We start from the raw sequence: 25,716 nt of genomic DNA, 5'->3' as shown, positions 1-25,716 counted from the left end.
CGGTATGAGCGCGGACATTGAGCAGGGTTTGCCGTCTGCCGAGGCCGAGAGGCTCTTGCGGCAATTTGGTACGAACGAGGTTGCGGATAAATCCGAGAGCTGGCCGCATGCGCTGGCAGCCAAATTATGGGCGCCTTTGCCTTGGATGCTCGAAGCCACAATCCTGCTGGAAGTGTTTCTCGGTCACGGGCTGCAGGCTGTCATTATTTCCGTATTGCTGATTTTCAACGCCATTCTGGGGCTGACCCAGGAAGCCCGCGCCAAGGCGGCGGTCAAGGCGCTCCGGCGGACACTGGCGGTGATGGCCTCGGTCCGGCGCGATGGACGCTGGATGCGCCTCGGTGCATCTCAGCTGGTGCCCGGCGATCTGGTAAAACTGGCGCTTGGCGCGGTGGTGCCCGCCGATATTAAAATCGCCGCAGGCAACGTGCTGGCGGACCAATCGATGCTGACGGGTGAATCCCTGCCGGTTGAGCGCAAACCGGGCGATCTGGCCTATGCCGGCGCGATGATCCGCCAGGGCGAGGCCACCGGCATCGTGGTGGCCACCGGCGCGCGCACCTATTTCGGCAAAACAGCTTCCTTGGTGCAGGATGCTCACGGTGTCAGCAGCGAGCAGCGCGCGGTTCTGGCGGTGGTGCGGGATCTGGCCGTGGTCAACGGTGCCGTGGTGCTGGCGATGCTCGCCTATGCCCATGCGATTGGCCGGAGCTTCGCCGAAACCGTGCCCTTGCTGCTGACCGCCCTGCTTGCTTCCATCCCCGTTGCCCTGCCTTCCACCTTTACCCTGGCCGCGGCGCTTTCGGCCCGGCGGCTGGTGCGCGGCGCGGTGCTGCCCACAAGGCTCGCCGCGATCAACGAGGCGGCGACGATGAGCCTACTCTGCTCGGACAAAACCGGAACATTAACGCAGAATGCGCTGTCGATTGAAACGATCATCGGCTTTGACGGCATGGCTGAAAACGCCGTGCTGGCCGCCGCGGCTGCCGCTTCGTCGGAGGGCGGCGATCCGGTTGATCAGGTGATTATCAATGCCGCCCGGTTACGCGGCGTGGCAGTGCCTGAAGCCACGGGCTTCACGCCTTTCGATCCAGCGTGCAAATATGCGCAAGCGCGGCTAGCGGATGGCAGCCTGCTCCGTAAAGGGGCGCTTGGCGCGTTGCTCCAAGTCCCGCTTTCCGCTGAGCAGGAAGTTGCACGGCAGCATCTGGCCGAGGCCGGCTGCCGGGTGCTTGCCGTCACCCGGACCGTTGGCGCCGCCACTGTCCTGCTCGGATTACTCGGCCTTGCCGACCCGCCGCGCGAGGATGCGGCCAGCCTCATCACAGCCTTGCAGGAGCTTGGCGTGCGTGTGGTCATGGTCACGGGCGACGCGCCGGAGACGGCCAGGGTGATTGCCAAATCCGTTGGCATCACGGGCGATATTTGCGATTCTGCAACGCTCGAAACATTGGCCGCGCCAGGTGATTACGGCGTGTTCGCCGGCGTGTTTCCGGAGCAGAAATTCCGCCTGGTAAAGCTGTTCCAGCACGGCGGCCATGTCGTCGGCATGTGCGGCGACGGCACCAACGACGCCCCGGCGCTGCGTCAGGCGCAGATGGGCATTGCCGTTTCAACGGCCACCGATGTCGCCAAGGCGGCGGCAGGGCTGGTGCTCACCTCACCCGGGCTGGCCGGCATACTGGATGCCATCCGCGAGGGCAGGGCGGCGTTTCAGCGCATCCGCACTTACACGCTGTCGATGGTGGTCCGCAAAATCGCCTTCGTTCTTTATCTGGCGCTCGGATTGGTGATGACCGGACATGCGGTTCTAACGCCGCTGCTGATGGTTTTGCTGCTGATCGTCAATGATTTCCTGACCATGGCGATTACAACGGATCGCGCCTTGCCCTCTTCTCATCCCCGGCGCTGGCGCATCGGCCGGATCATCACCGAAGGCGGGGTTTATGGTTTGGCCACGCTCGGCTATGCGGCGTTGATGCTTCTGGCCGGGCGCGTGATCTGGCATCTGCCACTGCCGCAAATCCGCTCGCTCTCTTTCCTCACCCTCATGCTGGCAATCCAGGCCAGCGTTTATGTCATCCGCGAGGAGCGCTGGTTCTGGTCCTCGACGCCCAGCCTCTGGCTGAGCGTCGCCACGCTCGCCATGGTTGGGTTCAGCCTGCTGGTTGCGGGGATGGGTATCTTGATGGCACCGCTTGGGTGGAAGATTCTGGGCACAATCATGATCAGCGCGGCCGTGTTCACGCTGCTGCTCGATCTTTTGAAACATCTTGCCGTGCGGGTGGAGCGCAGGGGATTCAGCCACGCCGGGTGACGACCCGTGTTGCGAGCTTGACGATTTGCCCAGGCTCGTATAGCGGCCAAATGCCCAATCAGCTGGACACCCGCTTCCTCTGCGTAAACTTAAACAAACGAGACTTTCAGTTGATGCCCCGTTGCTTCCGCATAGCGACGCAGCGTCGAAACGGATGGTGACACTTTACCGCCTTCTAATCTGGCAATGGCAGACTGTGTGGTTCCAATCTTCAGTGCCAATTCGGATTGCGTCAGCTTAGCTTCCATCCGCACGCGGATCATCTCCTCGATCAGCCTATAATCTGCATCCGCCTGTGCATATTCTACCCGAAACTCGGGGTTTTCCATTAGCTTTTTCTTCAACTCGCCAAGTTTTGTCATGGCTTCACCTCTTTCATTCTCTCTTGTGCAAGCTCCAATGCCCGCCTTGGGGTTTTCTGTGACTTCTTGACAAAGACATGCAAGACGACCACTCGTCGCCCTGTCACCGCTACATAGATGCCCCGCGCTATTCCTTCCGCTGCCTTTGCTCGAAGCTCCCAAAGCTTCCCATCTAAATGTTTGACATGCGGCTCATGAAGCTGGTCCAATCCGAGGCTTTCAACCATCTCGAACAGCCGTAGCAACCGGGCTTGCAACTTCGGCGGCAACTCCATGATCTCATCATCCACGACATCCAGAGTCTCAACCGACCATCTCATATACGCTATATAGCGTATTAGCTATATTGCTGCAAGCCCGGTTTACCCTGCCCTGCTCAAAACTCGATACTATTGGCCGGACACCTTCAATCAGGCCGCCGTTCGCGACTGGCTGCAAGATTTCATGGAGTTCGCCATCGCCGAAAAACAAACCGCCATCATCGATCTGGGGGGTGGCGATACGATCCTGCGCACCATAGCCGGAGAAATGCCCGGCTTCGATGCAATGATTGAGGATGCGGGCATGGCGGTGGTGATGTTCTACCTCGCCGGCCCGCATCCCGAGGATTTAACCCCAGCCGCCACGCTCGGCGCTTTGGGCTTTAAGCCCCGCGCACGAGCCTTCGTGCTCAATGAAGGTATGGCTCTGGCCGGACAATCGCGTGACCAGGCATTCGGGCGCGTGACCTCCTCGAACGTCTATCGCGATGAAACAGCAGACGGGGCACTCACCCTCTGGATGCCGCGCCTGCACGCTGCCGAGGCGGTCGAGGCCCGCACCGCGAGTTTCGTCGCGGCACGGGACGGTCAGACAGAACCGCCGCTCGGGGTGTTCAACCGCTCGCGGGTGGGCCACTGGCTCAAGGCGATGGATGAGCAATTCGCCGGCGTGAAATCGTGGATGCCATGAGCGAGGCTGTCGATCAGAGCGAGACAGAGGCCGCGATCCGCGCCGCGCAAGCGGAGCTGGATCGGGCCGAACAGCTTGTCACCTGTGAAAAATCGAACTTTGTTGATATATTCATGATTTTTTAGGATCGGGTAGTATCGGGATTTGCAAGGTCTGGGAGACCTGAGTGGGAAAACCTTGCAAAACCGTTGGAGCGTTGCGCGGTGGTCGCGATCGTGATTCTCTCCCGTTGATGCCGAACATCATGTGTTTGGCGTGGAGGAAAGAATGCCGCCGAAGCTGAGTGCCTCGCAGGATGATCTCGAACTGTTCCGCTCGCGGCTGGAGAACATCATCGACCAGCGGCATCCCCTGGTGCGGCTGGCCCGGCTGATCGACTGGCGGGTTTTCGAGGAACGCTTTGGCGCACTCTACGCCGAGGCGGCCGGACGTCCCGCGCTGCCGACCCGCCTGATGGTGGCGCTGCATCTTCTCAAGCACATGGATGGGCTGTCCGACGAAGCGATCTGCGCGCGCTATCTCGACAGTCCGTATGTCCAGGCATTCTGCGGCGAGACGCATTTCCAGCACACGCTGCCGCTCGATCGATCCTCGATGACGCGCTGGCGCAAGCGGATCGGGGCGGAGCGGATGGAGGCCCTGCTCGCCGAGACGCTGGTGGCTGCAGAGCGGGGTGGGGCCGTGGCGGAGACGCACTACGAGCGGGTCACCATCGATACCACGGTCCAGCCAAAGGCCGTGACGCATCCGACCGACAGCAAGCTGCTGCACAGCGGCATCGAGACGCTGGCGCGGATGGCGCGCCGGCACGGCATCACGCTGCGCCAGTCCTATCGCCGGGTCGCGCGCTACGCCAGGCAGGAGGCGGCGCGCCTGCACCATGGTGGCAAACGCCGCGAGGCCGAGGCGCGCGTGCGCAAGCTGCGGACCTGGCTGGGCCGGCTGGCGCGTGACATCACCCGCAAGATCGCAGGCAACGCTGAGGCGAAGGCGGCGTTCGCCGAAACGCTGGGCCTGATCAATCGCCTGCTTCGCCAGAAGCGCTCCGATCGCGGTGCCGACAAGCTCTATTCCCTGCACGCGCCCGAGGTGGAGTGCATCGGCAAGGGCAAGGCCAGGACGCGCTTCGAATTCGGCGTGAAGGTCTCCATCGCCACCACCAACGCCGCTGCACCCGGCGGTCAGTTCGTTCTCGGCATGCAGAGCCGGCCGGGAAATCCCTATGACGGCCACACCCTGGCCGGCCAGATCGAGCAGGTCGAGCGGATCACCGGCGTTGCCGTCGCCCGCGCCTATGTCGACCGCGGCTATCGCGGCCACGGCGTCGAAGCCGAGGGCAGAAAGATCTTCATATCCCGCCAGAAACGCGGCATCACCCCCACCATCCGCCGCGAGTTGCGCCGACGCGCCGCCATCGAACCCGTCATCGGCCACATGAAGACCGATGGCCATCTCGGAAGAAACTTCCTGCTCGGCGTCGACGGTGATGCCATCAACGCCGTCCTCGCCGGCGCCGGCCACAACCTACGCCTCCTCCGCAGATGGCTGATCAGGCTTCTTTGCGCCCTCGTCGCATGGCTCTCGGCCGCAAGACCCTCTCCAGACCTTCGCCTACGGAACAGCAAAGTCGCTTAATTCACAGACGACCAGCTTGCCCGGCTCGACAATGACCCCACCGCTCACACGCTCCTGGCGCTCCGGGTATTCCTGGGCTCGACCGCTGCCATCGCCGCCGATCAACGCCGCGCCATGGCTGAACACCGCCTGCATGTCGATCGGGATTTCAGCGCCGTGCGCCAGGCGCGGGACGGCCTGGCGCAAACCATCGATCAAGCCTTCAAGGCCGCGAAAGCCCAGGCCGAGGCCGCGCATGCGGATTTGTCGCGTCAGTTTGTGGCATCCTTTGCCCAAGCGGCAGAACAGCGCCTCAAGGCCATGTCACGGTGGGTATGGTGGCGAACCCTCGCCTCCTGCGCGGCGCTGGCAATCGTGATCCTCGCCCTTGGGTTCGGCCTGGGCTACTGGCGCGGCAACGCGGCCGGGTACAGCCAGGCCGCCGGGACGATTCATGCTGCCGGCGCCGTTGAGCAATCCGTCCTCGCCTCGCAAGGCCCGGCTGGCTTGGCGCAATGGCACCAGCTCATGCGCGATAACGCCATCCTCGACACGATGAAATCCGACTGCACCGGCAAGAACGTGGCGCATCAGGACGGCCGCACGGCTTGCCATCTCTGGCTTTGGACCACGCCGAACGTTGCCCCGGCCGCGCATGGGTAGCGGGATGGAGGAGGGCTTCCCACCTCCCCCGGATGCGCCGGGCCGCTCGGCTGGCTTCGCCTCCCAGCTCGGCCGCGCTTTGCTCGGCCTGCTCCGGGGCGCCTTGCGCTTTCTGGTGGCGGCTGTGCTCGACGTGCTCATTCTCGCGGTGCGGTTCGTGCTCTGGTTCCGCCGCCTCCTGTTCTGGCTGGGCTTCTTCTCGGCCCTGTCCTGCATTTTGAATTATGAGGTCCACAAGCTCCGCTTGGCCGCGTTCGCGCTCGGCGCAGGCATCCTCATGATGACGCTTTCACGCGCCAGCCTGCTCCTCAATGACCGGCTGCGTTTCGGGCAACTGCAACTCCATGCCTGGGCGCAAGCCTGGCCGGTGAAGCGATATGCGTTCACCGTTTTGCCGCCTCGGCGTTGATGGAGCTGGCCATTTTTAATGTCTACCAGAAGCCAAATGATTACATGTAAACATGTTGCCGTGTTGGTGGGTCTAAATCGACCCTACCGAGCCATAGGGAGGAGGCAACCCGAACCCAAGACCGGTCATTCGGCGGCGCTGGCCTGCAACGGCTCTGCGCCCTTCCCGGTCATCCCCGGCTCTAATTGGATGCTCTGAAGCCGACCTTCCAAAAGTGTAAATGTTTTCTTCTGATAGCGTGGCCTGTCGGCTTTTCGGGATCGTTTGCGTTCGCGAGGCCGACTTTGGAGACGGTGCTTCGCGTGGCAAACACGACCCCATGTCTCGATTTGTGAAAAGCGGGCCATACGCTCAGTCGATGGCCATAGTTGCGATCTGCGGCCCTATCTGATCATGCCTGCCTGATATCATTCGCGCCGCCACGCTTGCAGGGCGACCGCCGGGGACGGAGATTAGGCGTTGAACACCGAAGCGGAGCTATTGAGGTTTGCTGGGTCACCTCTCTGATATGATTATCCATACGGCCAAGACACACGCGTTCCTCGCGTACGTTCTGGCTTTTGTGCTTACCGGAGCCGAAGCTTTTCCTGTCATCGGAGCACTTGTGCCCGGAACTGCTATTATCGTTGGATTAGGTGCTCTCGTGCCTACGGGCGCCCTGCATTTCTGGCCACTGGTGGCCTGGTCCACGGGAGGTGCCATCCTGGGAGACGGGCTGCCCTTCTGGTTCGGCTCTCGGTTCCGGGACCGGGCGACAGAACTCTGGCCGCTGAACCTGCATCCGGGGCTCTTGCCGAAAGGCCAGGCGTTCTTCGAGCGCCACGGCGGGTCCGCCGTGATCATTGCGCGCTTCACGCCTGGCGTGCGGGCGGTGGTGCCCATCGTGGCCGGCGTCAGCGGTATGCGTCCGCTTCGCTTTTATCTGCTCGACGTCGGGTCCGCTGTCATCTGGGCGCCCGCACATGTCGGCGCCGGGGTTCTCGTCGGCGCCTCGCTGGCCATTCTCGGCGTCATGGCCGGCAGGCTCGAGGCCCTGCTCGTCGGCTCAGTCGTTGGCCTCGTGCTCCTGCTCTGGCTGGTCCCACGGCTTCTCCGCCTCGCGATCAACTGGCTGGATACCGGGCGCGGGCCTGCTCTTGCCTGGGCCCGCGGCGGCAAAGGGCGGATCCGGAGCGCGGTGGCCTCCATCCTCGATCCGGCAAGGACGGAACTGTCCGGCCTGATCACCCTCGCCTGCGCCCTTGCCGGTAGCCTGTGGCTTTTGCTCGGTATCCTGCAGGACCTGATAGCCGGAGATCCGCTGGTCTATGCCGATCACGCGATCCTGCATTTCCTCGCGCCCTATCGAAGCGGCATCCCGATGGAAGCGGCGGTGACGTTCTCGCGGCTTGGCAGCGGCGTGGTCACGCTAGCGGTCGCCGTAGTCGCGCTCGTCTGGCTCGACCGGCAGAGTGCGTGGCGTGGTGCGGCCTACGGCATTGCCGCGGTGATCGGCGCGTCCCTGTTTACAGCGGGGCTTGATCTCGCTCTGCATCGCGCGCCACCGTCGCCGATTGCGCCCGGCTGGAGCTTGATGCCGTTTCCGGGCGGCGATCTTGCAACGTCATGCGCGGTCTATGGTATCCTGACCGTTATCGCCGGCCGCCAGCTCGGCACACGCGCGCGCCTGACACTAATAACGGCGACGGTCCTGTTCGCGGCGCTGCAGCTCGGTAGTCGCGTCTATCTCGGGCTGGACTGGTTTTCATCCGAATTGGCCGCGCTGAGCTTCGGATTCGCGTGGGCGGCCGGTCTCGGCCTCGCCTATGTTGCGCGCCCGGTCGAACCGGTGGCCCCCTGGCGCCTCGTCGCCATCACGGCGGCCACGCTCGCCATCGCCGGTACGCCGGCGATCGCCCTCAACCGCCATGCCGATCTGGCGCGTCATGAAGGGGGGCGCACGAGCTCGACGATGACGTGCCGCGACTGGCTACAACGCGGATGGCAAAACCTGCCAGCACGCAGCCTCGGCATGCTCGGCAGCTTTTCTGGCGCGCTGACAATCCAGTGGATCGGCCCGGCCGGCGGGCTTCGGCGCGCTCTCGTCCAGCTCGGTTGGCGCTCACCGGCGCCGTGGACGTTCCGCAACGCGCTTGCGTTCCTCGCACCCCACGCAACGCCTTCTGTCATCCCGGTGTTGCCGCGCTGGGATGACGGAAGGAGTGCGGATCTGGTGATGATTCTCGCCGCGCACGGGCTTGTCGCCGATCAGCGGCTGGTGCTGCGTCTGTGGAAAACCGGTGTATCTGTCATCACGCTGTTGATTTCCGCTGAGATCTGTTGGGGTGGAACGGCCCACGGCATCGGATGTGCCAAGATGAGGTCGCTCAAATGACCATCATGAAAGGGCCGCTCCGATGGAATTTAAACGGATATCGATCGATACGTCGAAGCATATTTTCACGATACACGGCGTTGACGGGCAAGATCGTGTCATTCTGAGGCGGGATCTGCGGCGAGGGCAGATGGAAGCCTTCTTTGCCAAGGTGCCCGCGACAGAGATTGCTCTGGAAGCCTGCGCGGGAAGCCATCATTGGGGCCGAAAATTTGGCGCCTTGGGTCACCGGGTCAAGTTGATCCCTCCCCAGTATGTGAAGCCCTTCGTAAAGCGCGGCAAGAACGATCGCAACGACGCGGAAGCGATCAGCGAGGCTGCCGCTCGGCCGGACATGCGCACTGTGCCGGTGAAGACGGTCGACGAGCAGGCCGCGACGATTATCGTGAAGCACCGCGAGATGCTTGTCGGGCAACGAACGCAGGCGATCAACGCCTTACGTGGCCATGCCGGTGAATTCGGTATCGTCGCGGCCAAGGGCTGCGGCAATGTTGCGGCGCTGGTCTGCGTTCTGACAAATGAGGCTGCCATCCCGGAAGGTGCTCGGACGATGTTCGCTCAGATGGGGCGACACATTGCTGAACTCGATCTGAAGATCGAGGCGATCGACCGGCAGTTGCTGGAACAGCATAAGGCCAACCCAGTCAGCCAGCGTCTCGCTGCGATCCCCGGCGTTGGACCAATTACCGCGATTACCATGGCGATCTCGATAAACCCGGCGAATTTCGAGAGTGGCCGCCACTTCGCTGCGTGGCTGGGACTGACGCCACGAGAACATTCGACAGGTGGAAAGCATCGGATTGGCAGGATCAGCAAGGCAGGCAATGAACGGCTGCGCCAGTTGCTGGTCGTCGGTGCGATGTCGGTCGTTCGATACGCGAAGCCTGGCAGCAAATCGGCGAGCACATGGCTGCTGCAATTGCTGGAGCGGCGGCCGCGCAAGATCGCGGCAATCGCTCTGGCCAACAAGATCGCCCGGATCATCTGGGCGATGATGGCGCGTGGCGAGGCATACCGGCGGCAGCCGGCATCAGCCTGACCGCGGCCGGTGCCGGGGAGGCAGGAGCGACAGAAGATGATGGTGATCGGTCGAACCGACGAATGGCGATAATCCAGCCTGGGTCAACGGCACGTCGATGCCGCAGATTTGTTTGGATGTCATTCGCGGATCCCATCTGGGCTGGCGGTCATGAGGCCGCACCGATAAGCCGGACACATGACCGCATTCGTGCCGCCGCCACATCTTCGAAGCTCGCTCTTGAATCCCGGGCCGTTCCACACATGACCCATGTTTGACTGTTTCCCCGTCTGGAAGAGGCGGGGGCGAACGGAGTGTTGGACATGGCGTTTTTGAGCATTATCCGCCGGTGGCATAAGCGTGAGCATGTGCCGATCCGAGAGATTTCGCGGCGCACAGGCGTGTCGCGGAACACGATCCGCAAATATCTTCGGTCTGATGTGATTGAGCCGAAGTTTCAGGTTCCGGACCGGCCGAGCAAGCTTGATCCTTATGCCGAGAAGCTTTCGGCGTGGCTGCGGCGTGAGGGGAACCGGCCGCGCAAGCAGCGGCGGACGGTCAAGCAGCTGTACGGTGATCTCGTCAGCCTGGGCTATGACGGTTCCTACAATCGTGTGGCGGCCTTTGCCCGGGCTTGGAAGGAGGAGTGCCAACGGCTGCAGCAGACCGCCGGCCGGGGAACCTTCGTGCCCTTGGCCTTTGCGCCTGGCGAGGCGTTCCAGTTTGACTGGAGCGAAGATTTTGCGATCATCGGTGGCGTCCGCGTCAAGTTGCAGGTGGCGCACACCAAACTGTCGCATAGCCGGGCGTTCATTGTCCGGGCCTATCTGCTGCAGACACATGAGATGTTGTTCGACGCGCATAACCACGCCTTCCAAGCTCTCGGCGGCGTGCCGCGGCGCGGGATTTACGACAACATGCGCACCGCCGTTGACAAGGTCGGCCGTGGCAAGGAGCGCAGCGTCAACGCCCGCTTCCTGGCGATGACCAGCCATTATCTCTTCGAGGCCGAGTTCTGTAATCGGGCCGCCGGTTGGGAGAAGGGGCAGGTTGAGAAGAACGTTCAGGATGCACGCCACCGCCTGTGGCAGTCCATGCCTCCGTTCGAAAGCTTGGACGCCCTGAACGACTGGCTGGAGCGGCGCTGCCGGGAGCTGTGGGAGCAGACCGCGCATGGCAACGAGCCGGGAACCATTGCCGATGTCTGGGCCAGCGAGGTTGAGAGCCTCATGCCTGTGGGCCGTCCGTTCGATGGCTTCGTGGAACACACCAAGCGGGTCTCCTCGACCTGCCTGATCCACTTGGAGCGCAGCCGCTACAGCGTGCCGGCCTCTTTTGCCAACCGGCCGGTCAGCCTGCGGGTCTATCCCGACAGGCTGGTGGTGGCGGCGGAGGGGCAAATCATCTGCGAGCATCCGCGCATCATCGACCGGACGCACAACGGCCCAGGGCGCACTTTGTATGACTGGCGCCACTATCTGGCGGTGATCCAGCGCAAGCCGGGCGCCTTGCGCAACGGTGCGCCGTTCCTGGAATTGCCCGATGCCTTCAAGCGGCTGCAGCAACATCTCCTGCGCCGTCCTGGCGGTGACCGGGAGATGGTGGAGATCCTGGCCCTGGTGCTGCACCATGACGAGCAGGCGGTGTTGGTGGCGGTGGAACTGGCGCTGGAGGACGGCGTGCCGTCCAAGACGCATATCATCAACCGGCTCCACCGGCTGATCGACGGCAAACAGGCTCCGCCTCCGGTCATCACCGCGCCACAGGCACTGACATTGGCCAATGAACCCAAGGCTGACGTCGAGCGCTACGATAGCTTGCGCCAATCTGAGGAGGCCCGCCATGCGTCATGATCCCGCCACCGGCGCGCTCGTCATCATGCTGCGCAGCCTCAAAATGCACGGCATGGCACAGGCCGTCGATGAACTGGCCCAGCAGGGTGCCCCGGCCTTTGAAGCCGCCATCCCGGTGCTCTCCCAGTTGCTCAAGGCCGAGACCGCTGAGCGCGAGGTCCGCTCCATGGCCTATCAGTTCAAGGCCGCCCGCTTCCCGGCCTATCGCGACCTGGCCGGCTTCGACTTCGCCAGCAGCGAGGTCAATGAGGCCCTGGTCCGCCAGTTGCATCGTTGCGACTTCATCGAACCCGCCGACAATGTCGTGCTCGTCGGCGGCCCGGGCACGGGCAAAACCCACATCGCCACCGCGCTCGGCGTGCAGGCCGTCGAGCATCACAAAAAGCGCGTCCGCTTCTTCTCCACCGTCGAGCTGGTAAATGCTCTGGAGCAGGAAAAGGCTCAGGGAAAGGCTGGGCAAATCGCCGGCCGTCTGATCCATGCCGACCTCGTCATCCTCGATGAGCTTGGCTATCTGCCCTTCAGCGCCTCAGGCGGCGCTTTGCTGTTCCATCTGCTCAGCAAGCTCTACGAGCGCACCAGCGTCGTCATCACCACCAACCTGAGCTTCAGCGAATGGTCCGCCGTCTTCGGCGACGCCAAGATGACCACCGCGCTCCTCGATCGCCTCACCCACCACTGCCATATCCTCGAGACCGGAAATGACAGCTTCAGGTTCAAAAATAGCTCCGTGCAGAAATCCCAAAAACGAAAGGAGAAAAATCCAGCCTTGACCCCATCATGAAACTCAAATCATAAACTATGGGCGGGTCAAATCTCGATGGAATCCCCGGGTCAGATCTCAGCGGAAATCAACATCCAAGAAGCATACGCACTCATAAGGTCTGGCCTGACTGACCGTAAGAAAAGACTCCAGGCAGGTAAATCTGCGCTCTACGAAGCCCTCCAGGCAAGATCAGCTGTCCTATATTCAAGTGCCGCCGACACAAGAGATTCAAGTAAACGTATTGGTTTGCCGATAACTTGTCGTTGCCACAACACTCGCAAGGCCACCGGATAATTTTCGGATTCCGACGCGCGTTCCTTTATACCAGGGATTTGTGCTCATCGGGTCAGTGTAGGGCGAGGTGAGGCTGTTTGAGGTGCCGAGCCAATGGTACATTAGTGCAAACACTGTTCCTGGCGGCACCGCGTCGGTTTCATAGACGGCGAAGGTCTCATTGCCTTGATCATTGCTTGCCTATCCGGTTGACTCCCATACCTACTAGATCTAGTGTTGGGCATGGATGTCCTGGCCCGTGAAGACCTGCCGTTCCCGCAGTCTCTGCCGGAATTCCAGCGTATTTTCCCGAACGACGCGGCCTGTGCCGCCTATCTCGAAAGCGCCCGCTGGAATGGAGGGTTCGCCTGCCCAAGGTGCGGCGTCGTTGGCGAGCCGTTCCGTTTCGAGGCGCGCCCGGGCGTTCTGCGCTGCCGGGCCTGTCGCAAAGACGTAAGCCTGATGGCTGGGACCGTTATGGAACGCAGTCACACGCCGCTGTCGACTTGGTTCTGGGCGGCTTACTTGATCGCCAGCCAGACGCCCGGAATGTCGGCCGTCCAATTTCAGCGGCAACTCGGCCTGTCGCGCTACGAGACCGCCTTCGGCATCCTTCATAAGCTGCGCGCCGGGATGGTGCGCCCCGAGCGCGACAAGATTGGCGACACGCCGCAAGAACACGTCGAAGTGGATGAAACGTGGGTTGGAGGACGAACCCGAGGCGATGGACGGGGTGTCCATCACAAGGTTCTCGTCGCCTGTGCCGTGGAGGTGCGCCACCGGAAACCGGGAACCAAGCTCGACAATCGGAAAGACGGTCGCTACGCGGGACGCGTTCGTCTCGCTGTTGTCCCCGACCGTAGCGCCAATTCGCTCTGCGGATTCGTCGAAAACGCCGTTGCTCCCGGATCGCTGATCGTTACCGACGACTGGAGCGGCTATGCCGGTCTCGGAAGGCGCGGGTTCGACCACCATGCAATCGCCGAATGCGGCGACCCGGAGGTGGCAGAAGAATTCCTGCCGATCGTCCACTTGGTCTTTACCAACCTGAAGACCTGGATCAACGGCATCCATCACGGGGTCAGCGCCAAACATCTACAAGCCTACCTCAATGAATTCACGTTTCGGTTCAACCGGCGCCTCTATCCCTTCAACGCGTTCCGCTCGCTGCTCGGAATCGCGGGTAGGGCAGCCGCACCAACCTTTGACGAGCTTTATTCCGGGGAATGGACACACCCTACATTTAGTGGGTGTGGGTAACAACCGGATAGGCAAGGATCATTGTAGATCATCACAATGTCACCATTGGTGACGCCGAGCTTTTTAACGTCCGCCGGATTGACCTGCACGAACGGAAGCGGAATCGTTTCTGCTTTTTCGGGCAAGTGGCGCATATGATAGCTAGTCTGCCAGAGAGGCTGGTCGCGACCCATAGTGAACCAGAACGGATATTTGGTCCGATCTGATTTTAGATAGCCTGCGACCACCTTAGCGGAGGCATGGTCATCCCAGGGCCGCGTGCCGTACCAACTGAACCTGCCGTCCTTGGTCATGAAATAGAAGGTCGAATAAAGGCGCTTTGTGCCGACCAGTTCGCCGGTGTTTGGATCGGTTCGAACCGGTGTCTGGATACCCTTCTGGCCAATCTTGCGAAGATAGGCGTAATCAACGCCTTTGAAGCTCTCGGGATCGAGCGTGCTAGCACGCGATGCGGGAACCTTCGTGTTCATGCCGGCATAGAGGTCATCCTGGATCGATTTGACGACATCCGCGCCGTGTTTCCAGTCCATGCCGGCGAAACGCCTGGCGATGTCGGCCTTGCCGTCGGCCTTGTAGAGTTCTTCGAGCTTCTGTCCGACGAGGCCGTGGATTTCCCAGTCGGGTTTCGCGTCGCCCGGCGGGTCCATAAACCTGTCGTCGAGCCGCATGAGACGGTCGCCGCAATTGAGAGAGATGTTCTCCGCTTCACCCCATTGCGCCGCGGGCAGGATAAGATGTGCGTCGCGCGCGCTTTCGATCATGTAAATATTCTGCACGGTGACGAACAAACCGTTGGTTTTGTCAAGTCCTTCCAGGATACGGGCGGCGAGGTGCTCAATCGAAGCAGGCTCGCCATCGCCCTGCTTCTGCGCTGACAGATAGTCGGTCAGGGCCTGCGCCCGCTCGCCGATCCGCTTGCGAAAATACGCATTGTTTTGGGCCGCGAGATACGGGTTGCAGCCGGTCAGCCAGAAAATCTTCCCATTGCCGTCCTGGACATACTTATCGACATCCGGCGGTGGTTTCGGGCCGGGGTAATCCGGCCGCGCATAACCTTCCTGATGCCCGCCGACTCGTCCCGTGCCGGTACCCGGCCGGCCAATATTGAAGCTGAGTGCGCCAAGTTGGGCGATCGCGGCAACGGCATCATATTGACGATAATTCCAGATAACACCTTTCTCGTATAGGATCAGGCTGCGTCGCGGATGGCCGCCCGGCTTGGGTTGCGCAATCCATGCAGCGGCTTGTTCGATCTGTGCGACTGGCACGCCGGAAATCTTCTGTGCACGCGCCATGAAGTCCTTGTAGGGGATATCCAGTTCGAGGGATTTTTTCTTGTAGTCCTCGAAGCTCGTCATGTCGGTATGCTGGTTCAGAAAGTTCTTGTTGTAGTACTTTTTCTCCCAAACCACACGCGCTACCGCGTTCATCAGCATGTAATCCGTGCCCAGATTGGGCCGCAGGTGAAGCACCTTGGCACCAGTTTCATGCGCTGCATTGACCGTTGCGGAGATCCGCGGATCGACGATCACCATGCGCGCCGGTGTGATCGCCTCCCCTTTTGCGTAGTGCCGCTTCTTCTCGTCCGTAGTTGCGCCTTGCAGGTTGGGCATCATGTGCGCAACAAAAAACACGGTCGCGGTGACGTAGGCGTTTGAGCCCCACAGCATAATAGTATCTGCGAGCCTTGCATCCTCATAGCAATAATTGAGCTCATGGACGCCACGGTCGCGTGTGCCCCAGGTTTCCGAACTGTACCCCGGCCGGTTATGAATGCCGACATGCTTCATCTGCAGGCCGGTGAACAGAAGCCGGCCGGTGCCGTAGGTGTTCTCCATGCCGCCGCCACCACCGCCGTGATCGTAGATTTTCGAGCAAAGTGCGTCCGCACCATGCTTGTCGGCGACACCCTTGATCACCCGGGCCTGCAACTCGATGGCAGCGTCCCACGGGATCGCGTTGAATTCGCTGCCGCTGCGCAGCAGCGGGTAATGCAGCCGCGCCTGGGTCGGCCGGCTATCGGACCATGTTGTTTTGGCATTAACCGCGCCGCGGCTCGAATGGTTGCCCATAGGGTTAATTGGCGAGTCGTGCGTAGGTACAATCGCGACGTGGTAAGTTCGACCGTCGCGTTTGCGGATCGTTGAATGCATCGATTCAGTATAGGAAAATCCGACGATCGGTGGTTGTGGGCCGGAGAAATCAATCCCGAAAGCATTGTCGCCTGCTTTGAGCCCACCGGCGAGCCCATCCGGCCAGACATAGACCTTGTAGCCGCAGCCGACCGTGCAATACTGGCAAGCAGTATTATAGGCTTCCGCATTTTTGGGCGGTAGCGGGATGGATTCCTCACGGCGATACAAGGCCATAGTCGTCTCCCTTTGATTTTCGGAGTTTCTCGTTCAGGCAACGTCGCTGGTCCGGCCCCAGACCAGGCCGGACATGCGCTCGGCGTAAATGTCACCCGCACTATCAATCCTGAGTTCGATCTGCGGCAGATAATCCGACGCCAATCCTTGATAGGGGACGCCGTTCCGTGCTGGGTCGAACATCGAAAAATGGCAGGGGCACACGAAGCGGCCGTCCTTGAATGCCACAGGGCAACCCATATGCGTGCAGATGCCCGAGAACGCGACGACATCACCCGACGAACCTGCACCTTCGTAGGCCGGTTCGGCGAGCTTCAACAACCAGGCGGGTGATGTCGCGTCGGGGTATTGAAATGAAACGGGCTTGCCCGGGCTGAGCTGGTTGATGTTGCCTGCTTTGACCGAAGGCCAAGGTTTGCCATCTGGCATCACCATGTTGGCCTTTGCGATCAAGGGAGATGCTACCACGCCCGCTACGGCGGATGTCCGGACAAAGTCTCGACGTGACACTTTCACCAGCTTCTCTCCCTGAATTATGATATTACGACATTAATAGAATCGTTATATAAAAATCGTCAAGAAAATTTCGCATTTCAGTTGGCACGGTTGACTTGACGGATTTGAGCCGACGATGCTAGATCGGTGACATTACGATAATTATGGAAATGAGAATGCCACGGAGCCCAAAAAAAGATCCTGCCTGGATGGTTGCAGCCCTGGCCGCTCTCGCCCATGAACATCGACTGGCGGCGTACCGAATCCTTGTCGAGGCCGGCCCTGCGGGTATTGCAGCGGGAGACATCGCCGAAAAGATCGGTTTGGTGCCGTCCTCGTTCACCTTCCATGTCCAGGCACTTCGCAATGCGGGACTGATCAGCCAGCGGCGCGTCAGCCGCCACGTCATCTATGCCGCCGATTTTGCGGCGATGAATACGCTGGTAGGATTTCTCGTCGAGAACTGTTGCGGGCAAGGATTATCCATCTGCAGCCCAGCCTGCGATCCCGCACTACCGTCAGCGAAGCAGGAAGCGATGCGCTCGAAGGCGAAATCGGCGTGACCAATCAGCCGCTCAACGTGCTGTTTCTATGCACCGGCAATTCCGCCCGCAGCATAATGGCCGAAAAACTGGTCGAGCGCTGGGGCATGGGCAAATTTCGCGGCTTTTCCGCCGGCAGCCATCCGAAAGGCGACGTCCATCCCGGTGCACTGGCGATGCTCGAAGAAGCCGGTTTGCCGATCGAAGGACTGCGCTCGAAATCCTGGGACGAATTCGCAGCTCCCGGTGCGCCGGTGATGGATTTCGTGTTCACTGTTTGTGACGATGCGGCTGGCGAGATGTGCCCTGTTTGGCCCGGACAACCGATGACGGCGCATTGGGGCGTGCCCGATCCGGCGGCCGTAGGCGGAACCGACCTCGAACGCATGACGGCGTTCCGGACAGCGTTCAGAATGCTCGAAACCCGTATCAGACTGTTCGCCAGCCTGCCCTTCGCCAAACTGGAACAAGCCTCGCTCCGACGCCGCGTGCAGGAGATCGGCCGGATCGGGTCGAACGCCGATGAGGGTTCGGCGGCATGAGCGTCACGATCTACCACAACCTCGCTTGCGGCACGTCGCGCAACGTGCTCGCCCTGATCCGCAACGCCGGCATCGAACCGACTATCATCGAATATCTGAAGACCCCGCCGTCGCGCGAAACCCTGATCGATCTGATTGCCAGAACGGCAATGCCTGTGCGCAGCGTGCTGCGCGAAAAGGACACGCCGTATGCCGAACTCGGTCTTGCCGATCCGGCCCTGCCCGACCACGCGCTGCTCGATGCGATGATGGCGCATCCGATCCTGATCAATCGGCCGATCGTGGTGACACCGCTGGGCGTCAAGCTCTGTCGGCCATCCGAGACCGTGCTCGATATCCTGCCGGCTCCGCAACGTTCCGCCTTCACCAAGGAAGACGGTGAAGCCGTGGTCGATCCCGCCGGTCGGCGCATCCGCTAATCCCCCAGTTTCCGAGGCTCGCCATGCTCGCTCTTGCGGTGTTCGTCGCAACCCTGGTGTTCGTCATATGGCAGCCGCGCGGCCTCGGCATCGGCTGGAGCGCGATGGCGGGCGCCATCCTTGATCTCGCGCTCGGGGTGATCCATTGGCGCAACATTCCCACCGTCTGGCACATCGTCTGGAACGCGACCTTTACGTTCGTGGCGCTGATCATCATTTCGCTCCTGCTCGACGAAGCCGGGCTGTTCCGCTGGGCGGCGTTGCATGTCGCGCGCTGGGGACGTGGCCGTGGCCGGATTCTGCTGCCGCTGATCGTGTTGCTCGGCGCCGTGATCGCTGCGTTTTTCGCCAATGACGGCGCTGCCCTGCTGCTCACCCCGATCGTCATGGCGATTCTGGTCAGCCTCGAATTTCCCCCGACTGTAGCCCTCGCTTTCGTCATCGCAACCGGTTTCGTCGCCGACACCACCAGCCTACCTTTGGTAATCTCCAATCTGGTCAACATCGTCAGCGCCAACTTCTTCAAGATCGGCTTCGATCGCTACGCCATGGTCATGGTGCCGATTGACATCGTCGCACTGATCGCAACCCTTGCCGTCCTGGGTGTGACTTACGGCCGCACCGCGAACCGGACCTATGCCGTCGCGGCACTCGACGCCCCCAGATCGGCGATCCGCGACCCCCTGGTGTTCCGCGCCGCCTGGCCGGTGCTGCTGGTGTTGCTGGGCGCCTATTTCATCACCGCCCCACTCGGCTTACCGGTATCGTTCGTCACCATCGTCGGCGCTGTGGTATTGCTGGCCTTGGCTGCCCGCATCACTGGCCGCGGTGCCCCAATCATCGAGGTCCGAAGCGTGCTCCGCTCGGCGCCCTGGCAGGTCGTGGTATTCAGTCTCGGGATGTATCTGGTTGTCTATGGCCTGCGCAATGCCGGCTTGACCAACTATATCTCCAGCGCGCTCAGGGCCTTTGCCGCCCACGGCATCTGGGCCGCCTCGCTGGGCACCGGCGTTCTGGCGGCCGCCCTTTCCTCTATCATGAACAACATGCCGAGTGTACTGGTCGGCGCGCTGGCGATCGGCCAGTTCGGCCATGTCGCCCCGCCCATCCACGACGCCATGGTTTACGCCAACGTCATCGGCTGCGATCTCGGCCCCAAATTCACCCCGATCGGCAGCCTCGCCACCCTGCTATGGCTGCACGTGCTGGCGCAGAAGGGCACACGGATCACCTGGGGTCAGTATATGCGGATCGGCCTGCTCATTACGCCGCCCGTGTTGCTCGCCACACTCGCGGCGCTTGCACTTTGGCTGCCAGTAGTGGGATCAATCGGCCATGGGTGATCCCGCCGAATTTCCCGCACTGCGCCCGGAGATGCTGGCACCTCCCGACCTTTCACGGCTCGAGCCGGCATCGCGCGCCACCCACAAGCCGCGCATCTTGCTGCTCTATGGTTCATTGCGCGAGCGCTCTTATTCGCGGTTCCTGACCCTGGAAGCCGCTCGGCTGCTTGATCTGATGGGAGCCGAAACCCGCATCTATGACCCGCGTGAGCTCCCGGTCACCAACACAGTGCCGGTCGATCATCCGAAGGTTCAGGAATTGCGCAATTTATCAATCTGGTCGGAGGGTCAGGTCTGGTGCAGCCCAGAGCAGCACGGCGCCGTCACCGGCGTCATGAAAAACCAAATCGACTGGATTCCTCTGGAAGTCGGTGCGGTGCGCCCGACACAGGGCCGGACACTCGCCGTCATGCAGGTGTCCGGCGGTTCGCAAAGCTTCAATGCGGTGAACACGCTGCGCCTGCTCGGCCGATGGATGCGCATGTTCGTAATTCCCAACCAATCCAGCGTCGCCCGCGCCTATGAGCAATTCGACGAAGCCGGCCGCATGCTGTCATCAGCCTATTACGACCGGGTAGTTGACGTAATGGAGGAATTACTGCGGTTCACGCTTCTGCTTCGTGATCGCCGGGCCTATTTGGTCGATCGCTACAGCGAACGGAAAGCACACCAACCGCCCGTTGATGTCGAGGTTATCTGACACTCCGTCGCGGGTCTTCTGCTCAAATCCGGGTCGCGGAGCGGCCGCAGGGCTTCCTCAAGCCCCATCTCGATCCGCGATCCGTGCAGGAACGCGGTGCCGCCCTTGTAGAAGCCGCCAATAGGCTCCACCGGCGCACCGTCCACGATCGGCCGCTCATTGCGCGTATGCCCGGCCCATTCATAGACCTGGGAAAACAGATATCGGTGGATCGCCTTCAGGTGCGCCGCATCGAAGGCACCGCGCGGGCCTTCACCGAGCACCAGGTCTGCCAGGCGGTTGTTGGTCAGGCGGTATTCGGCCCGCGCCAGGGCCGCGTGGCTTCGCAAGCCAAATCTGTTGCGTAGAACATCAATCTGATCGGGATCGTCTGACGTGTTCGGATAGGTGTAGCCGTGCGGCTCGCGATCTTCCGCCATGCCGGAAAGCCAAACCGGGCGCCTTAACGTCCGGCCTCGATCGCGGCGATCATCAAGCGATCCAGCTCGACCATGTCGATCTCGCCCCGGATAAACCGCTCGTTTGCAGCCTCAAGCACTGGATCATGAACATAGCCCTGGCGGATATTCGCCGCGCGAGCCTGCTCAATCGCATGCCGGCGCCGCGTCATTTCAGCTTCCGAAATCCTGCTGACAAGCTGATCCATCGCGCCGCGTCCTTTCTCCACCAATGTTAAGATTTAAGGAAAAACGCCGTAAAATTCAAGAGATTTCAACTATTCATCCCGGCTTTGCGAATATCCGTCTTGGTAAAATCATCGCCTTTGAACAGCAGCGCCGCGCGGTAGGATTTGGCGGCACCATAGGCAAAGCAATCGCCCATGTTCAAGGCGGCCGGATGCCGCCCCTTCCCGAAATCGACATAAGCCTGGATCGCCAGATCATACTCACGCTCACCGAGAGAAATGACCTCGATGCCGAGGGCACTCATAAAACTCCTCACCTTTTGCCGGGCGCCATCCATCGAAAGCCCGAAGCGGCGGCAAAGCCCGGCTGTGGCCTCCCACATGGCAACCGGCGAAACCAAGCGGGTGCGTTCCTGGGCCAGAAGATCGGCCAACATATCCGCACCCTCCTCGCCGGCAATCATGGCGATCAGGGCCGAGGCATCGATGAAGATCATTCCCCCTCCCCCGACAGATCATCGAAAAATGCCTTGTCTGCCTTCAAGCCTGTTGGCGGTGGCAGCGGATTGGCTTCGCGCCACTCGCGCAGGCGCTCGCGCAAGGGCTTTGCGTCGTGGGTCCGGTCAAGCTCGGCCTGCACGGCGATCCGCACGGCATCCTGTTTAGTTAGGCCGCGCTCTTTCGCCAGTTTGGCGACAAGCTCGGCAGTCGCATCATCGCGGATGTAAAGCGGCATGGGCTCCCTATGATATCCGAATATCTATTTTTGAATATCTAAATATCTTACGAAAAGCAAGGATATTCACGAGAAAATTGCCTGCTCGACCGCCAGAATAAGAAACACCAGCGCCGCCCCTACGGCCAGAGTCCAAAGCTGGCGTGTGCGGGTTGGCTTCTGTCGCCTCATGCGTCGGCTGTGCGCGGCGGACAGGGCTGCCTGCCGCGATTGCCCCCGGAACCTCGCCAGGCTCTCCAAGGCCGCCAGGGCGCGGCCAGAGGCCGCCCCTGCCCTCGTCATCTCCATGATCGCACTCGTGAGCGGAATCATGCCCGGCACTGGCCCGCCGGCAAGCCGCAGATGCCCGGCCAGGATGACCAGCGGCCGGACGGGCACTTGTGCCACCCGGCGGATCACGTCGCGGTGGGTCTCGTTTTGCATAAGTGGGTTATAGACACTCTGCGCGGCGCCATCCGGCTTTTTTAGAATCCAATGCTGGGCATCGGCGCGCCCCAGCAGCTCGCCGCGCCAGGTCTTTGTTTCGAGGCAATAGAGGCAATCGCCGGCCGCCGCGACATGATCGATCTGATGCGTGCCGCGCTGATCCTGCAAGGTGATGTCGTGGATCGCGGGCACCCCTGCCCGCTCCAACGCACGCGCGACACGCTTCTCCCCGGCCGCACCAGCGCGCTGTGCATGGGTCTCTGTGGCCTGGTCGCCGGGGTGCGTGATGATCGCGGCCGCTGCCGCGCCGGTCGCCACCATGCCACTCACCAGCTCGACCAGAAAAACAATCATGCTTCCATGTTTACATGATGACGTGTAAGTATGATTGCACTACTCATCACGAACTTGCGGATAATTATATTTCACGAAAAGCAGGTTGAGGGCTTCGGCAACCAATCGCTCCTGTGGCACGCGCTTGCCCTTCTCGTCGCGCGTCCGAAAGCTGATTTCTTCCAGAGTGTCCCAATAGGCCGGGGGCAAATAGTGGGTTTTCGCGGTCTTATTGGCCCGCGATGGCGGCACATAAGCCCCGCTTTGGTGTTCTGCACGCTGTTCCCGAGGGGCCGTAACGGCCGCGGCCTTCGGTTCCGTTGGTGCCTTGCCTACCGGCACGGTGGTTTCCGGCTCGCTGGTCTTGAGGGCAGATGCAAGGAGTGAGGGCTTCCGACTCATGCTTTCATGCTTTCACGCTTACCTGTAACCATGTTTCCTTGAGCGGTAAGGAACTCAAATAATTCGGAAATTTCGCGGGCCGCCCTTCCCTTGGGCTCATACTCTTGGGGTGACTGCCCTAACGCTGGCGCATCCTCATAAGCTTTCAGGCGGGACATGTGGACCGGCGCAACTGGCACCTTGAAACGCTCGGCAATAGCTGCGGCGTCCTCACCAGCTCGGCCGGCCGCGTTCGGATGAACTAGATTGAGCACCACAAAAGCCGGCGGACTCCCCGCCATGTCGAGCAAGCGCTTCAACGGCTCTAAGGTATCGATCGCGAAAATCTGGGCCTGGGTCGGTATCAGCACAATGTCAGCGTGCTTGGCGGCCTCAGTAGAGGCGCTATCCATTTTCCCTGGCGTATCGATAAACACCCATTCCATCCCAAGTTTGCGATAGGCGTCGAGGGATCGGCGGATCGCGCCCGGCTGGATCGAGGCCACATCCGGCCCGTCTCCCTCACGGCGATCAAACCAATCAACGGCGTTGGTCTGCGGGTCGAGGTCCAGCAAGGCAGCCTTTTTCCCAGCACGATGCGCAGCAACCGCAAGAGCGGTGGCAATCGTCGTTTTTCCGGTGCCGCCCTTTTGGGTGCAGAAAGCAACTGCAAGCATGTTTACACCCTTTCATGAAAACCTGCTTCCATGCTGATATCTAAGCATGCAGGCATTTCTTTATGCCCATACGATCACTGGACGTGCAAGCATAATTTCATGATGACATGGAATATTATAACCATGTTTACATGATTTCATGTAAGGCAACGTGCTACACACCGCCATTGAGCATGTTGCAGAAGTATACAATTTTTTGTATAACCCTCCTATGCCCGAGCGTTCAAAGCTAATCGGTTCAGGGGCTCCGCCCTCGATGATCTACGAGACTTTCCGATGTCCGCCCGCCGCGAAGCCGGGCACCAACTGGATCAAGTGCAACAAGGTCGTGACCCTGACGACTGGAAGCCAATGCGAACGATCGGGCAAGGCGTTCGAGAAATTAGGATTCGGGATGAGGCAGGTGCATTCCGTGTGATTTATGTCGCCAAGTTCGCAGACACGATTTACGTCCTGCACTGCTTTCAAAAGAAAACCCAGGCAACCAGTAAACCGGACTTAGAATTAGCGACAAAGCGATATCGGGATCTAGTGAAGGAGCTAAACTCATGAGCAACGAACGCTTTTCAAGCGTATGGGACGCGATCGAGGACACCCCGGCCGAGGCCGAAAATATGAAGCTTCGTTCAGCGTTGATTATGGCGCTCAAAGAGCGGATCACCCGTGAAGGATTGAGCCAGAGCCAAGCCGCCAAGCTTTTCGGCGTCACGCAACCTCGCATTTCCGATCTGCTGCGCGGCAAGATTAACCTCTTTGGCCTGGATACCTTGGTCAACATGGCGGTCGCAGCTGGTTTGCATGTTGAGTTGCGGGTGATGGAAGCGGCGTGAGGTGACACACGCTCACAGCCCCAAAACGTAAACACGATTACATGTAAACATGCAATTATGTATCCATGAAAAATGCTGGAAAAGCCTAGCTTTTATGGGCACTGGCGCCACGTAGCCCCCAGATCGTACGATCCAAATGCAAGCCGCCGTCGCGGGCACGCTCGACCATCCCATGAAAATATCCGCCAGGGCTCGACCTGAAATATCCCTCTGGTTTAGCTGAAACCAGGGCAAGAGCGATAGCCGCTTGTTCTCGGCCCATGGCCAGACACGCCTCGCCCCAAAGGGGCTTAGACACGCCAAGGTCATGCCGCAACCAATCTGCCGCATCCACGATTTCCGGCCAGCTGGGGGAGGGCTGTCGCAGATACGGCACCAATCTGGGCGCCAAGCGGACCAACTCGTCTGGGGTCAATTTCAGTGAAGTGCCCCGATCCTGCCTTTCCGGCCTAGCAGGCGGCTTCGTCTGTGCCGTTCTACCCGGCAGGTCGCCGCGACTACATTCCTTCAAGGCGATTACAGTATCCTTTTTAGGATTAAGGCGTTGGTTTGTAGTTGTAATGTGGGGCACATCAGCGTGCCCCTTGGGGCACATTTCCACAGATTCAGAAATGCTTGTTTGCTCCAGAGAAGCGCCAGCAAGGGTCATCTCTAGCGCCCGGCGCGCATCAACCGCGATCGCTTCCAGAGCCTCCACGGCTGGCTTGAGCCTCTGGCTGCTCTCCAAATCTTTGAGCCCACGGCTTGCGGCCTGAGCGGCCGTTCTGAGGGGCGCGGGCAGATCAATTTCCTGCTCCCGAAATGTCTCCCACGTCTGCCGCAAGCTTGCACGGGCGATCGAAGCGCGCCGGCGCAACTTGGCTACAGCGGCGCGTTCCTCGCGGCCGGCTTCTGCCAAAGCACGAAACTCCTCGATACGCTGTGCGATAGGGGAGAGGTCAAAGCCATACGCCTCGATAATCCGCCCAGACCGATCTCTATGGCCGTAGCGTTTGCCGTTGGGGCTGTCTCGCATGACAATCAATCTGAGCTCAGCCAAATGGCGGTTGAGGCGCTTTGTCTGCGTCTCAGTGATCCCCAGCTCGGCCGACATCATCGCCGCACTCGGCCAAACAATGGGCCTTGCGCCTGGCTGCCAATCCTGCGGCTGCGTGAATCGGAAAAGCCAGTCAATCGCCTGGGCGACACGCGGCCCGATTCCGAGAAACGGCGCAGCAGCCTTGAACGCGGCCAGAGCCTGGCCGGGAGTGATGTCACCCCCGGCAAATCCATCAGCAAGGCGGGCTGTGGGCAGCATGGCGGGTGTTAAACGGCGCAAGCCGGTCGGACGTGAGGGCAGGGGAGGGGGCATGCGCCCCCGCTCTGCCTGGTGGGGCAGTTGCATGGAAACTCCTACGGGTTTGGGTGAAACCCGCCCGGTAGGGGGTGAAACCGGCAC

Annotated in this window: 30 protein-coding genes and 1 pseudogene; 18 read left to right on the top strand and 13 right to left on the bottom strand. The window is 60.9% G+C overall.

Annotation, left to right across the window (positions count from 1 at the left end):
• The first annotated feature begins 4 nt into the window (after positions 1-4).
• Positions 5-2,317: an HAD-IC family P-type ATPase gene (locus ACMV_RS18520; protein ID WP_013641230.1), complete on the top strand. Its 2,313-nt coding sequence runs from the start codon at positions 5-7 to the stop codon at positions 2,315-2,317.
• Positions 2,318-2,406: 89 nt separating this feature from the next.
• On the opposite strand, the gene ACMV_RS20360 is transcribed toward ACMV_RS18520, so the two are convergent.
• Positions 2,407-2,679: a helix-turn-helix domain-containing protein gene (locus ACMV_RS20360; RefSeq protein ID WP_013641229.1), complete on the bottom strand. Its 273-nt coding sequence runs from the start codon at positions 2,677-2,679 to the stop codon at positions 2,407-2,409.
• On the bottom strand, positions 2,676-2,999 hold the full coding sequence (locus tag ACMV_RS20355) for a type II toxin-antitoxin system RelE/ParE family toxin (RefSeq protein ID WP_013641228.1): 324 nt from the start codon (positions 2,997-2,999) through the stop codon (positions 2,676-2,678). The genes ACMV_RS20360 and ACMV_RS20355 overlap by 4 nt, the downstream gene beginning before the upstream one ends.
• Positions 3,000-3,123: 124 nt before the next feature.
• Here ACMV_RS20355 and ACMV_RS18510 point away from each other — a divergent pair, with 124 nt between their 5' ends.
• From ACMV_RS18510 to istB, 9 genes are all read left to right on the top strand, one after another.
• Positions 3,124-3,630 (top strand): hypothetical protein, encoded by a 507-nt coding sequence (locus ACMV_RS18510; RefSeq protein WP_013641227.1) that lies wholly within the window; start codon positions 3,124-3,126, stop codon positions 3,628-3,630.
• Positions 3,627-3,755 carry a hypothetical protein gene (locus ACMV_RS21900; RefSeq protein WP_269447799.1) on the top strand — a complete coding sequence of 43 codons (129 nt, stop codon included), beginning with the start codon at positions 3,627-3,629 and terminating at the stop codon, positions 3,753-3,755. The genes ACMV_RS18510 and ACMV_RS21900 overlap by 4 nt, the downstream gene beginning before the upstream one ends.
• 142 nt (positions 3,756-3,897) lie before the next feature.
• A complete protein-coding gene (locus ACMV_RS18505; protein WP_013641226.1) occupies positions 3,898-5,265 on the top strand; it encodes an IS5 family transposase in 1,368 nt (455 codons plus the stop codon).
• Between the two features lie 114 nt (positions 5,266-5,379).
• Positions 5,380-5,907: a hypothetical protein gene (locus ACMV_RS18500; protein ID WP_231844555.1), complete on the top strand. Its 528-nt coding sequence runs from the start codon at positions 5,380-5,382 to the stop codon at positions 5,905-5,907.
• A 4-nt stretch (positions 5,908-5,911) separates the two neighbouring features.
• Positions 5,912-6,316, top strand: coding sequence for a hypothetical protein (locus ACMV_RS18495; protein ID WP_013641224.1), 405 nt, complete (start codon positions 5,912-5,914; stop codon positions 6,314-6,316).
• 487 nt (positions 6,317-6,803) lie between these two features.
• Complete coding sequence (locus tag ACMV_RS18490; protein ID WP_148361043.1) at positions 6,804-8,690, top strand: VTT domain-containing protein; 1,887 nt, start codon at positions 6,804-6,806, stop codon at positions 8,688-8,690.
• Between the two features lie 22 nt (positions 8,691-8,712).
• Positions 8,713-9,729 (top strand): IS110 family RNA-guided transposase, encoded by a 1,017-nt coding sequence (locus tag ACMV_RS18485; protein WP_013641222.1) that lies wholly within the window; start codon positions 8,713-8,715, stop codon positions 9,727-9,729.
• A gap of 302 nt (positions 9,730-10,031) precedes the next feature.
• Positions 10,032-11,561 carry an IS21 family transposase gene (istA, locus tag ACMV_RS18480; RefSeq protein WP_081479292.1) on the top strand — a complete coding sequence of 510 codons (1,530 nt, stop codon included), beginning with the start codon at positions 10,032-10,034 and terminating at the stop codon, positions 11,559-11,561.
• A complete protein-coding gene (gene istB, locus ACMV_RS18475) occupies positions 11,551-12,345 on the top strand; it encodes an IS21-like element helper ATPase IstB (protein WP_013641220.1) in 795 nt (264 codons plus the stop codon). The genes istA and istB overlap by 11 nt, the downstream gene beginning before the upstream one ends.
• A gap of 210 nt (positions 12,346-12,555) precedes the next feature.
• On the opposite strand, the pseudogene ACMV_RS22060 reads toward istB, so the two are convergent.
• Positions 12,556-12,786, bottom strand: a pseudogene (locus tag ACMV_RS22060) (molybdopterin dinucleotide binding domain-containing protein); the annotation flags it as partial.
• Positions 12,787-12,843: 57 nt separating this feature from the next.
• On the opposite strand from ACMV_RS22060, the gene ACMV_RS20345 reads away from it, so the two are divergent.
• Entirely contained in the window at positions 12,844-13,860 is a 1,017-nt protein-coding gene (locus ACMV_RS20345; RefSeq protein ID WP_007421341.1) for an IS1595-like element ISAcr1 family transposase, read from the top strand.
• On the opposite strand, the gene ACMV_RS18465 is transcribed toward ACMV_RS20345, so the two are convergent.
• Both ACMV_RS18465 and ACMV_RS18460 read right to left on the bottom strand, forming a co-directional pair.
• Positions 13,815-16,229, bottom strand: a complete 2,415-nt coding sequence (locus ACMV_RS18465) for an arsenate reductase (azurin) large subunit (protein ID WP_013641218.1) — start codon at positions 16,227-16,229, stop codon at positions 13,815-13,817. The two genes, ACMV_RS20345 and ACMV_RS18465, sit on opposite strands and share 46 nt — an antisense overlap.
• Positions 16,230-16,262: 33 nt before the next feature.
• Positions 16,263-16,745: an arsenate reductase (azurin) small subunit gene (locus ACMV_RS18460; protein ID WP_013641217.1), complete on the bottom strand. Its 483-nt coding sequence runs from the start codon at positions 16,743-16,745 to the stop codon at positions 16,263-16,265.
• A gap of 188 nt (positions 16,746-16,933) precedes the next feature.
• Between ACMV_RS18460 and ACMV_RS18455 the strand changes: the two genes are divergently transcribed.
• The 5 genes from ACMV_RS18455 to arsH are packed head-to-tail and all read left to right on the top strand — an operon-like array spanning position 16,934 to position 20,270.
• Entirely contained in the window at positions 16,934-17,287 is a 354-nt protein-coding gene (locus ACMV_RS18455) for an ArsR/SmtB family transcription factor (protein WP_148361051.1), read from the top strand.
• Entirely contained in the window at positions 17,284-17,808 is a 525-nt protein-coding gene (locus ACMV_RS18450; RefSeq protein ID WP_013641215.1) for an arsenate reductase ArsC, read from the top strand. The genes ACMV_RS18455 and ACMV_RS18450 overlap by 4 nt, the downstream gene beginning before the upstream one ends.
• Positions 17,805-18,227, top strand: a complete 423-nt coding sequence (gene arsC / locus ACMV_RS18445) for an arsenate reductase (glutaredoxin) (RefSeq protein ID WP_013641214.1) — start codon at positions 17,805-17,807, stop codon at positions 18,225-18,227. Before ACMV_RS18450 ends, arsC begins: the two co-directional genes overlap by 4 nt.
• A gap of 23 nt (positions 18,228-18,250) precedes the next feature.
• Entirely contained in the window at positions 18,251-19,570 is a 1,320-nt protein-coding gene (locus ACMV_RS18440; protein WP_013641213.1) for an arsenic transporter, read from the top strand.
• Complete coding sequence (gene arsH, locus ACMV_RS18435) at positions 19,563-20,270, top strand: arsenical resistance protein ArsH (RefSeq protein ID WP_013641212.1); 708 nt, start codon at positions 19,563-19,565, stop codon at positions 20,268-20,270. The genes ACMV_RS18440 and arsH overlap by 8 nt, the downstream gene beginning before the upstream one ends.
• Here arsH and ACMV_RS21020 read toward each other — a convergent pair.
• The 7 genes from ACMV_RS21020 to ACMV_RS18405 form a co-directional block, all read right to left on the bottom strand.
• On the bottom strand, positions 20,219-20,689 hold the full coding sequence (locus ACMV_RS21020) for a hypothetical protein (protein WP_048857883.1): 471 nt from the start codon (positions 20,687-20,689) through the stop codon (positions 20,219-20,221). The genes arsH and ACMV_RS21020 overlap by 52 nt on opposite strands.
• Positions 20,690-20,712: 23 nt before the next feature.
• Positions 20,713-20,916, bottom strand: coding sequence for an antitoxin VbhA family protein (locus tag ACMV_RS18425; RefSeq protein WP_013641210.1), 204 nt, complete (start codon positions 20,914-20,916; stop codon positions 20,713-20,715).
• A gap of 65 nt (positions 20,917-20,981) precedes the next feature.
• Positions 20,982-21,392 (bottom strand): type II toxin-antitoxin system VapC family toxin, encoded by a 411-nt coding sequence (locus ACMV_RS18420; protein WP_013641209.1) that lies wholly within the window; start codon positions 21,390-21,392, stop codon positions 20,982-20,984.
• Entirely contained in the window at positions 21,389-21,631 is a 243-nt protein-coding gene (locus tag ACMV_RS18415; RefSeq protein WP_013641208.1) for a type II toxin-antitoxin system VapB family antitoxin, read from the bottom strand. The genes ACMV_RS18420 and ACMV_RS18415 overlap by 4 nt, the downstream gene beginning before the upstream one ends.
• Before the next feature lie 66 nt (positions 21,632-21,697).
• Positions 21,698-22,411, bottom strand: coding sequence for a nuclease-related domain-containing protein (locus tag ACMV_RS18410; protein ID WP_148360951.1), 714 nt, complete (start codon positions 22,409-22,411; stop codon positions 21,698-21,700).
• A 39-nt stretch (positions 22,412-22,450) separates the two neighbouring features.
• The gene (locus ACMV_RS20335; protein WP_013641206.1) at positions 22,451-22,792 is read right to left on the bottom strand and encodes a chromosome partitioning protein ParB; all 342 of its coding nucleotides are present in this window, start codon (positions 22,790-22,792) and stop codon (positions 22,451-22,453) included.
• Positions 22,789-23,448 (bottom strand): nucleotide-binding protein, encoded by a 660-nt coding sequence (locus tag ACMV_RS18405; RefSeq protein WP_013641205.1) that lies wholly within the window; start codon positions 23,446-23,448, stop codon positions 22,789-22,791. The genes ACMV_RS20335 and ACMV_RS18405 overlap by 4 nt, the downstream gene beginning before the upstream one ends.
• A 276-nt stretch (positions 23,449-23,724) precedes the next feature.
• Here ACMV_RS18405 and ACMV_RS20330 point away from each other — a divergent pair, with 276 nt between their 5' ends.
• On the top strand, positions 23,725-24,000 hold the full coding sequence (locus ACMV_RS20330; protein ID WP_013641204.1) for a type II toxin-antitoxin system RelE/ParE family toxin: 276 nt from the start codon (positions 23,725-23,727) through the stop codon (positions 23,998-24,000).
• Positions 23,997-24,278, top strand: coding sequence for a helix-turn-helix domain-containing protein (locus tag ACMV_RS18400; protein WP_013641203.1), 282 nt, complete (start codon positions 23,997-23,999; stop codon positions 24,276-24,278). Before ACMV_RS20330 ends, ACMV_RS18400 begins: the two co-directional genes overlap by 4 nt.
• 85 nt (positions 24,279-24,363) lie before the next feature.
• On the opposite strand, the gene repC is transcribed toward ACMV_RS18400, so the two are convergent.
• On the bottom strand, positions 24,364-25,662 hold the full coding sequence (repC, locus tag ACMV_RS18395) for a plasmid replication protein RepC (RefSeq protein ID WP_048857882.1): 1,299 nt from the start codon (positions 25,660-25,662) through the stop codon (positions 24,364-24,366).
• Positions 25,663-25,716 lie beyond the last annotated feature (54 nt).

It is taken from the genome of Acidiphilium multivorum AIU301 (genome assembly GCF_000202835.1).
Lineage (GTDB): Bacteria > Pseudomonadota > Alphaproteobacteria > Acetobacterales > Acetobacteraceae > Acidiphilium > Acidiphilium multivorum.
Note: the sequence above shows the minus strand (reverse complement) of the source record. Positions and strands in the feature narration are given on the sequence as shown.